Genomic DNA, 1,010 nt, shown 5'->3' on the forward strand with positions numbered 1-1,010 from the left:
CAACATTTTTTACTCTGTAAAAAAAATAAATAATACCATATATCAATGGGATTTAAACCCATATGACAGAACAAAATTTGACTTATAATTTAATTTTTAACATATTGATTTATTTTTATCTAACAAACACCATAAAAGTTATGAAAATTTTATGGAGCTACTCCCTTAGAGCTGATTTGTAAACTTGCTGTAATCCTTGTAGGCTAAGGCTTTTAACAAAAAAGTACATATGTACTTTTTTGCCAGAATACAATCATAGCAACGCATTCAGGCTTCTTAATATTTACTTTACAAATTAGCTCTTAAACTGCCACCTGACTACTCTGTAACTTCCAATAGCGGGCATAACGCTCACCTTTATGCAAAAGCGACTGATGAGTACCATGCTCTACAACCTCTCCCCGCTCTAGCACCAAAATCTGATCAGCCTCAGCAATGGTGGAAAGTCGATGGGCGATAACAATCACTGTTCGTTCCTTCTGGAACTGTTCCAATGCCTGCTGAATCAACTTCTCTGACTCACTATCTAAGGCACTGGTCGCTTCATCCAAGATTAAAATTTCTGGCTCCTTAATTAATGCCCGTGCCAGAGCCAATCGTTGCCGCTGTCCACCGGAGAGTTTATAGCCCCGCTCACCCACCACGGTTTCGTATCCATCAGGCAAAGCTAAAATAAAGGTGTGGGCTTGGGCTGCTTTCGCGGCTTCCACCACGTCATCCAAGGTTGCGGATGGACGACCGTAACGCAAATTTTCTAAAATACTGTCATTAAAAATAAACGTATCTTGACTGACCACCCCAATATCCCGTCGCCAATCTTCCAAGCGATAATCTGCTAGAGGACGGCCATTGACTAGAATATGTCCTGCCGTTGGTTGATACAGCCCGATGAACAAATCCACAATCGAAGACTTACCTGCTCCTGACTCCCCGACTAAGCCAGTTACCTTGTGTCGAGGCAGAGTAAAGGTGAGATTCTTCAGGGCAAAATTCTCATCGTTACTATAGGA

1 protein-coding gene is annotated in these 1,010 nt (G+C 41.5%); it reads right to left on the reverse strand.

The features are described from left to right. Positions 1-302 precede the first annotated feature (302 nt). Positions 303-1,010, reverse strand: a 708-nt coding sequence (locus F6K51_RS38225) for an ATP-binding cassette domain-containing protein (RefSeq protein WP_293031625.1), incomplete at its 5' end; no start/stop codon positions are given.

Source organism: Moorena sp. SIO3I8 (assembly GCF_010692325.1).
In the GTDB taxonomy this organism is placed as follows: domain Bacteria; phylum Cyanobacteriota; class Cyanobacteriia; order Cyanobacteriales; family Coleofasciculaceae; genus Moorena.